The organism is Nocardia sp. NPDC058666, from assembly GCF_042714895.1.
GTDB lineage: Bacteria > Actinomycetota > Actinomycetes > Mycobacteriales > Mycobacteriaceae > Nocardia.
Map to the genome: position 1 here is coordinate 215,245 of NZ_JBHXRY010000008.1, position 8,000 is coordinate 223,244.

At 66.3% G+C, this 8,000-nt stretch carries 7 protein-coding genes and 1 rRNA gene; 7 read left to right on the forward strand and 1 reads right to left on the reverse strand.

The features are described from left to right. Nucleotides 1–25: 25 nt before the first annotated feature. Nucleotides 26–1,540: a multicopper oxidase family protein gene (locus ACFWVD_RS19770; RefSeq protein WP_379244738.1), complete on the reverse strand. Its 1,515-nt coding sequence runs from the start codon at nt 1,538–1,540 to the stop codon at nt 26–28. A 186-nt stretch (nt 1,541–1,726) separates the two neighbouring features. Here ACFWVD_RS19770 and ACFWVD_RS19775 point away from each other — a divergent pair, with 186 nt between their 5' ends. From ACFWVD_RS19775 to ACFWVD_RS19805, 7 genes are all read left to right on the forward strand, one after another. Beyond that, nucleotides 1,727–2,902: an NAD(P)/FAD-dependent oxidoreductase gene (locus tag ACFWVD_RS19775; RefSeq protein WP_379244740.1), complete on the forward strand. Its 1,176-nt coding sequence runs from the start codon at nt 1,727–1,729 to the stop codon at nt 2,900–2,902. 46 nt (nt 2,903–2,948) lie between these two features. Then, nucleotides 2,949–3,827 (forward strand): RNA polymerase sigma-70 factor, encoded by an 879-nt coding sequence (locus ACFWVD_RS19780; protein WP_379244742.1) that lies wholly within the window; start codon nt 2,949–2,951, stop codon nt 3,825–3,827. A 70-nt stretch (nt 3,828–3,897) separates the two neighbouring features. Beyond that, on the forward strand, nt 3,898–4,512 hold the full coding sequence (locus ACFWVD_RS19785) for a DNA-3-methyladenine glycosylase (protein WP_379244744.1): 615 nt from the start codon (nt 3,898–3,900) through the stop codon (nt 4,510–4,512). Nucleotides 4,513–4,622: 110 nt separating this feature from the next. Next, complete coding sequence (locus ACFWVD_RS19790) at nt 4,623–5,048, forward strand: DoxX family protein (RefSeq protein ID WP_379244746.1); 426 nt, start codon at nt 4,623–4,625, stop codon at nt 5,046–5,048. Between the two features lie 213 nt (nt 5,049–5,261). Then, complete coding sequence (locus ACFWVD_RS19795; RefSeq protein ID WP_379244748.1) at nt 5,262–6,110, forward strand: alpha/beta hydrolase; 849 nt, start codon at nt 5,262–5,264, stop codon at nt 6,108–6,110. A 28-nt stretch (nt 6,111–6,138) separates the two neighbouring features. Next, nucleotides 6,139–7,425, forward strand: coding sequence for a tyrosine--tRNA ligase (tyrS, locus tag ACFWVD_RS19800; protein WP_379244750.1), 1,287 nt, complete (start codon nt 6,139–6,141; stop codon nt 7,423–7,425). Nucleotides 7,426–7,913: 488 nt separating this feature from the next. Then, nucleotides 7,914–8,000: ribosomal RNA gene (locus ACFWVD_RS19805) — 16S ribosomal RNA — on the forward strand; the annotation flags it as partial.

Consider the following 8,000-nt stretch of genomic DNA (forward strand, 5'->3'; position numbering starts at 1 on the left):
GCGCGATGGCATCGATGTGGCAAGGTCAGTGGCCGTGTCGCGGGGGTGTCGCGGCCTGCTGGCCTGGTTCGACGACGGTGAATTGGCCCATCATTCCGGCGTCCTCGTGCCACAGCAGGTGGCAGTGATACATGTACGGAGTGTTCGGATCGGCAGGTCCGTCGAAACGCAGCGCCAGGGTCGCCGCCGTATTCGGTGGCAGGAAAATGGTGTCCTTGGCGCCGGTCAGCTCAGGTGGGGGCGGGGCGCCGTCGTAGGCGAGCACCCGGAACTGGACATCGTGGATGTGAAAGTTGTGCGGCATCCCGTCGATGTTGTGCACTTCCCAGGTCTCGGTCGTGCCGCGGGTGACGGTCGTGTCGATGCGGCTCATATCCATGCGTACGCCGTTGATCCCGGCCAGAGTCAGTTCGAAACGGCGCTGCACCACCGACTCGGAACCCTCGGGGATCGAGAGCGGGACCAGGGTTTCCGGCAGCGCGGGCGACGGTCTCAGAACCGCGGCCGCGCGAAGTTCGAGCACATCGAACGTGTCGTCGCCACCGGCGAACCGGTTCCCCCAGAAGTTCAGTCCCGCCTCGAGCTTCTCGCTACGCAACACGGTGCGTTCGCCGGGCCGCACCCGCACCACGACCTCGGCCCGCTCGCCGGGCGACAGCTGGATACGATCCACGGTCGCGGGGCGTTCGAGCAGCCCGCCGTCGGATCCGATCATCGCGAACGGGCGGGCATCGTCGAACGCGAAGGTGTAGATCCGTGCGGTCGACCCATTGAGCAGCCGAAGCCGTACCAGTTCGTCCCCGACCTGGTGGTACGGGGTAAGCGTGCCATTGACCATCGTGCGGTCCCCGAGAAAACCGATATCGCGGAAGATCGCGTGCGAACCGTCGAATCGATTGCCGCGCAGTCGCATGTCCTGCACGATCACCGGGATGTCGTCGACGCCGTAGGTGTTCGGGAGCGGTAGTTCGGTACTGGCCGCGTCGTCGATCAGGAACATCCCCGCCAGGCCGCGCCGCACGTGGTCCTCGGTCGCACCGTGGGGGTGTGGGTGATACCACAGTGTCGAAGCAGGCTGGGCCACAGTCCATTCCGGCGTCCACGTCGCACCGGGATCGACCATCTGGTGCGGCCCGCCGTCCATGGCCGCAGGCAGATGCATACCGTGCCAATGCACCGTCGACGGCTCGGGCAACTGGTTGCGCACCTGCACTCTCACTCGTTCACCGCGGGCAGCGCGCAGTGTCGGGCCGAGGTAGCTTCCGTTGAATCCCCAGGTTTCCGTCGCCCGACCGGGCTCGAATTCGGTTGTCCCGGCGCGCATATCGAGTGAGAACGTCCTGGTCCCCTCGGCATCGACGGTCGAGTCGGCCAGCGGTGGGATCTTCAGCGGCTGGTCGAATGTCGTTGTGCCGACGGTGGATACGTCGGCACTGACCCACGTCCAGGCGACTCCGGCGCTGATCGCGGTGATCAGGGTGACAACCAGAGCGCACGCGCCGAGCAGGATTCGACGCAGTCGATGCGGGGGAGAAGCCATGCGTCGACGGTATGGGCGACGGCCTCGCGCCACATCGGGGAGCATCCCTGGGTTCGACCCTGATTCCGCGCCCCGGCACTCAGGGTCTCCGCAGGGATTGACAGGTGACATGGATCACAATCATGACCTGTCACGTTTCGGCGAGCTGCTTTGTCCCATGAACAACCCACCGACAAGGAGCACCGCATGACCACCACCCCGCACCGCATCGTCGTTCTCGGCGCCGGCTACACCGGCATGTTGGCCGCGATCCGGCTGGCTACGCGCACCAGGAAGCTGGATGTGCGGATCACCCTGGTCAACCCGTCGGCCCGGTTCACCGAGCGGTTGCGGATGCATCAGATCGCCGCAGGTCAGGAACTCGCCCATCACGACATCCCGGAGATCCTCGAGGGAACCGACATCGAATTCGTGCAGGGGTGGGTCACCGCGATCGACCCGACTTCGCAGCGGGTGCATGTCGACGGTGTCGGTGAACTCGCCTATGACGAACTGGTCTACGCGCTCGGGAGTGTCACCGACACAACTGTCGTCCCCGGTGTCGCCGAGCACGCTCATACGCTCGACGACCCGCGCCTGGCTGGCGAATTCGCAAGCAGGCTGGACACTCTCGCGACCGAAGGTGGCTGCGTTGCCGTGTGCGGTGGCGGTCTCACCGGCGTCGAAGCGGCGACCGAGATCGCGGAAAGCCACCCAGATGTGCGGGTGACGTTGATCAGCTCGGGGGAGCCCGGGGCGATGATGGGGGACAAGGCTCGCGCGCATCTGAACAAGGTCCTGGACCGGCTCGGCACCGTCCGCGAAATCGGAGTTCGGGTGGCCAAGGTGCTGCCCGACGCGGTCGAGCTCGCCGACGGCACGGTGATCGCGTCGGATCTCACCCTGTGGACGACCGGCGTGCGCGTCTCGCCACTGGCCACCGAAGCGGGAATCGAGACCGATACGCGTGGTCTCATCATCGTCGACCAGACGCTGAAGTCCGTGTCGCACCCCATGATTCACGCAATCGGTGACGCGGCCGGTGTGCGTCAGACGTGGGGTCAGGTGCACGGCACCTGCCAGAGCGGCCTACCCACCGCCGCCTACACCGCGGACCTGATCGCCGCCGAACTGCGCGGCAAGAAGGTGAAGCCGTTCCGCTTCGGCTACTTCCACCAGCCGGTCAGCCTCGGCCGCCGCGCCGCGATCATCCAGTTCACCCACGCCGACGACACCCCCCGCCGCCTCTACCTGACTGGCTGGGCCGCGCGCACGTACAAGGAACTGGTCAGCGGCAGCCCCGTTCCGACCTTCAAGGCCAGCAAGAAGATGACCATGAGCGTGCAATTGTCCAAGGGCGGCAAGGCAACTCGCGCTGCCTGACCGCCCACACTGGCCGAGAAGGGGTTCGTGCGCCATGGTTGATCACATGTCCGACCAGGATCCGTTCCTCGAACACCGCCGCCTGCTCTTCGCTACGGCTTACCGCATGCTCGGCACCGTCACCGACGCCGAGGACATCCTGCAGGACGCCTGGCTGAAGTGGAACGACACCGACCAGACCGCGGTCACCCACCCCAAGGCCTACCTGGTCCGCACGGTCACCAACCTCTCGCTCAACCGCCTTACCTCCGCCCGCGCGACCCGCGAAAGTTACGTCGGCCCTTGGCTTCCCGAGCCGGTGCTGACCTCGCCCGACATCGCCGAGGACACCGAATCGGCCGACACCGTCTCCACCGCCATGCTCGTCGTCCTGGAAACGCTCACCCCCGTCGAACGCGCGGTGTTCCTGCTGCGCGAAGTGTTCGGTTACACCCACGCCGAGATCGCCGAAGCGCTCGACCGGCCCGAGTCGAGCGTGCGTCAGATCGCGCATCGGGCCAAGAACCACGTCCAGGCGCGCCGCCCCCGCTTCGACACCGACAAAGCCGCTCGCGCGCAGGTCACCGCGCGATTCATGGCCGCCTGCGCGGGCGGGGACCTCAACGCCCTGATGGACCTGCTCGCCCCCGATGTCACGTGCTGGTCCGACGGCGGCGGCGTGGTCACCGCCGCGCGCCGCCCCCTGCACGGCCCGGATCACGTCGCCCGCTGGGTCCTCGGCGTTCTCGCGAAACCATCGTCGGCCGGGTTCGAACTGTCCGCCGCCGACATCAACGGCGAACTCGGCGCACTGGCCAGCTTCGCCGGAAACCCCGGCGCCGCTTTCACTTTCGACCTCGTCGACGGTCACATCCAGAACCTGCGCTTCCAGGTCAACCCGGGCAAGCTGGCGGGGCTGTACCAGGGCACCGACCTGCTCGGCTGAGCCCCGTACTCGAACGCGCGGGTGAGTCCGGTCCCGTAATCACCTTCCCGAATAGGCGACAATGGTGAACGTGTCCGCCCAGGAACTGGCCGTCGATCCACCCACCGCCGCGCGTCGACTGCTCGGCGCGACCCTGTGGTCGGACCCGGTGGCACTGCGCATCGTGGAAGTCGAGGCCTACGGCAGCAACCCCGACGGTCCATGGCCCGACCCGGCCGCACACTCCTGGCCGGGGCCGACCGCGCGCAACGCGGTGATGTTCGGCCCCGCCGGGCGACTCTATGTTTACCGCTCCTACGGAATTCACCTGTGCGTCAACGTCACTGGCGGCTACGACGGTGAGGCAGGCGCCGTTCTCATCCGGGCGGCCGAGGTCGTGGAGGGCGTCGACATCGCCCGCGAACGCAGACCGGCCGCCCGTAAAGACACCGACCTCGCCCGCGGCCCCGGCAATGTCGGCAGCGCACTGGGCATCAGCATGTCCGACTACGGAACCGAGCTGTTCGACCCCTTCTCCGCACTGCGTTTGGAGCTGAAACCGCCTGTGCCCGAGGCGGATATAGCGTCCGGTCCACGCGTAGGTGTGCGTCTCGCAGCCGAGGTCCCCTGGCGATTCTGGCTACCGGCCTCGGCCGCCGTCTCGGTCTACCGGCGCAGTCCACGCGCGCCCGAACCGACGCCCTGACAGCGGCTTCGAAATTTGTTCTCGCCGAAGCGATGAGTTCTCGGGGAACGGTCCGTCTTAACCGTTGAACGCGCTACCCCGCCCAGCGCGACCGACCCTAAGGACTCGACATGACCGCCTCCGCACCCTCCGCGAACTTCTCCACCGCCGCCGCCCGCACCCCCGGCAAGATCCGCAACCGCGTCCTGTGGACCCTGCAGATCGTGCTCGGCCTGTTCTTCATCATCGCCTCGGGCGGCCCGAAGCTCGTCATCCCGAACACCCTGATGGAGAACGCCCCCGAGAACCTGACCATCCCGATCGGCCTGCTGATCTTCATCGGCGTCGCCGAGGTCGCAGGCGGTATCGGTCTGATGGTGCGTCGCGTCAGTGGCCTCGCCGCCGCCGGGCTGTCCGTGCTGACCGTGCTCGCCGCCGCCACGCAGGCCTTCATCGCCGACAAGCCCGCGATGGCGATCTTCCCGCTGGTACTGGCCGCGATCTTCGCCTGGATCGCCTACGAACGCCGCGACACCATCACCGCGCTGGTGCGATGAGCCACGCCTCGACACACTGACGATCGCCGGAGCCCGAGAGGTTCCGGCGATCATCGGCGTGCCGAGACATTCGGCTGCGGGGCGGTTCGTTCGCGGAGCCAAGATCACGGTCGCGATCTCGTCGGCGAATCCAAGGCGAATCCGATCGGACATGCGCCGTCCAGATGCGACGATCGAGGTCCACGTCACCAGACCGTATGACCAGGAGCGCCCGTGTTCACTTTCCCCAGCAGCGACGGCACCTCGATCCACGTGCGGAGCTGGCTCCCCACCGAGGTCGAGCCGCGCGGCGTCGTGCAGATCGCGCACGGCATGGGCGAACATTCCAACCGCTACAGCCACCTCGCGCAGCGCCTCGCCGACCTCGGTTTCGCCGTCTACGCCGACGATCACCGCGGGCACGGCCTGAGCATGGGCGCTGTTCCCGGCGACTTGGGCCCCGACGGCTGGAACCTGCTGGTCGCCGACGAGGTCGCGCTCACCGAGATCCTGCGCGAACGTCACCCTGGCCTGCCCGTCACGCTGATCGGCCACAGCCTGGGCTCCTTCGCCGTGCAGCAGTACCTGCTCGACCACTCCGACCTCGTCGACGAGGTCGTCCTGAGCGGCTCGACCGCGGTCGACGGTCTGTTCGGCGAGATCGCGGCCGCGGGCGGCGACCTGACCGGCTTCTTCAACGCCGAATTCCAGCCCACCCGCACCGACGCCGACTGGATCAGCCGCGACGAAGCCCAGGTCGACGCTTATAACGACGACCCGTGGTGTGGTTTCGCCATCGACGACACCAACATGGGCCAACTCGCGGTCAACTCCCAGACGCTGCTCGCGAACCCGAGCACCGTGCGCACCGACCTGCCGATCTACGTGATGGTCGGCGACAAAGACCCGCTCAACGACAAACTGCGCCTGTCGGACCTGCTCGTGCAGCGCTACCGCGATGCGGGCCTGACCGACATCACCTACCAGGTCTACGCCGACGCCCGCCACGAAGTCCTCAACGAAACCAACCGCGACGAGGTCGAAGCCGATCTGCTCGCCTGGATCACCCGCGCACGCGACTGACTTTCCGCATGCGGAAAGATGGGGCAGCGTGACCGGCGACATCTTCGACGAACTGACCTGGCGCGGCTTGATCGCGCAGTCCACCGACCTCGACGAGCTGCGCGCTGCCGCGGCCGCCGAGCCCCTGACGCTGTATGCCGGCTTCGATCCCACCGCCGCCAGCCTGCACGCCGGCCACCTCGTCCCGCTGCTCGCGCTCAAGCGCTTCCAGCTGGCCGGGCATCGGCCGATCGTGCTGGCAGGCGGCGCGACCGGCATGATCGGCGACCCGCGTGACGTGGGCGAACGCACCATGAACTCCACCGACACCGTCGCGGAATGGGCGCAGCGCATCCGCGGCCAGCTCGAACGTTTCGTGTCCCTCGACGATTCGCCGACCGGCGCGCTGATCGTGAACAACATGGACTGGACCGGCCCGCTGTCGACCGTGGACTTCCTGCGCGACATCGGCAAGCACTTCTCGGTGAACGTCATGCTCGCCCGCGACACCGTCAAACGGCGGCTGGAAGGCGACGGCATCTCCTACACCGAGTTCAGCTACATGCTGTTGCAGGCCAACGACTACCTGCAGCTGCGCCGCGAACACGGCTGCACGCTGCAGGTCGGCGGCTCGGACCAGTGGGGCAACATCATCGCCGGCGTCGAACTGAACCGGCGCGTGGACGGCGCGCACGTGCACGCGCTCACCGTCCCGCTGGTGACCGCCGCGGACGGCAAGAAGTTCGGCAAGTCCACCGGCGGCGGCAGCCTGTGGCTGGATCCCGAGCTGACCAGCCCGTACGCCTGGTACCAGTACTTCGTGAACACCGCCGACGCCGACGTCGTGCGTTACCTGCGCTGGTTCACCTTCCTTGGCCGCGAAGAACTCGACGAACTCGAGCAGGCCACCGCGGAACGCCCGTTCGCCCGCGAGGCACAGAAGCGCCTCGCCGCGGAAATGACCACGCTGGTGCACGGCGAGGCCGAGACCCGCGCGGTCGAACTGGCCAGCCAGGCCCTGTTCGGTCGCGGTGAGCTGGGCGAACTGCCGTTGTCCACGCTGAGCGCGGCACTGCGCGAAACCGCGATCGACGGCAAGGTCGCCGAGGTCGTGCCGGGTGAACCGAACACGATCGTGGACCTGCTGGTCGCGTCGGGCCTGTGTGACAGCAAGGGCGCGGCCCGTCGCGTGGTCAACGAAGGTGGGGCGTCGGTGAACAACCAGCGCGTGAGCGATCTGGACTGGACCCCGGCCGACACCGACTACCTGCACGGACAGTGGCTGGTGCTGCGTCGCGGAAAGAAGAACATGGCGGGCGTGCATCGGATAGCCTGACCTCGTTGCGGAGGCCTGAGTCACATCCGTGTGATTCAGGCCCGCGCAGCGGCTGAACGCACCGCGCTGACCTGCGCAGATACGGTGTTGTCCAGGCGATTTGACGCGGCGTTATCCGGCGCGTAACTTATTGGAAGTCAGAGCGACACGGACACAAACCGGAGAGCGCCTGACAGGCCGAGACCGAGTGACCAGGCTTACGATTGACATCGTCTGGGCGTGAGGTTAGGCTGGAACAGTTGCCCAGCGGAAGATCCGGAGCGATGCGGTGATCTACTGGTGCGTGTGTTCTTTGAGAACTCAATAGTGTGTCGATGAATGTCAGTGCCAATAATTATTTATTGGTTCCAATCTTTCATGTACCCCCCGGTCATGGGAGGTTGGACATTGAACAACAGCGAACTTTTTTGCTGGCTGTTCGAATTTGCTAGGTTTTCGGACTCTAGTTAGATAATTTTGATTGCACCTTCGGGTGTTTTCGAGAGTCTTCAACGGAGAGTTTGATTCTGGCTCAGGACGAACGCTAGCGGCGTGCTTAACACATGCAAGTCGAGCGGTAAGGCCCTTCGGGGTAC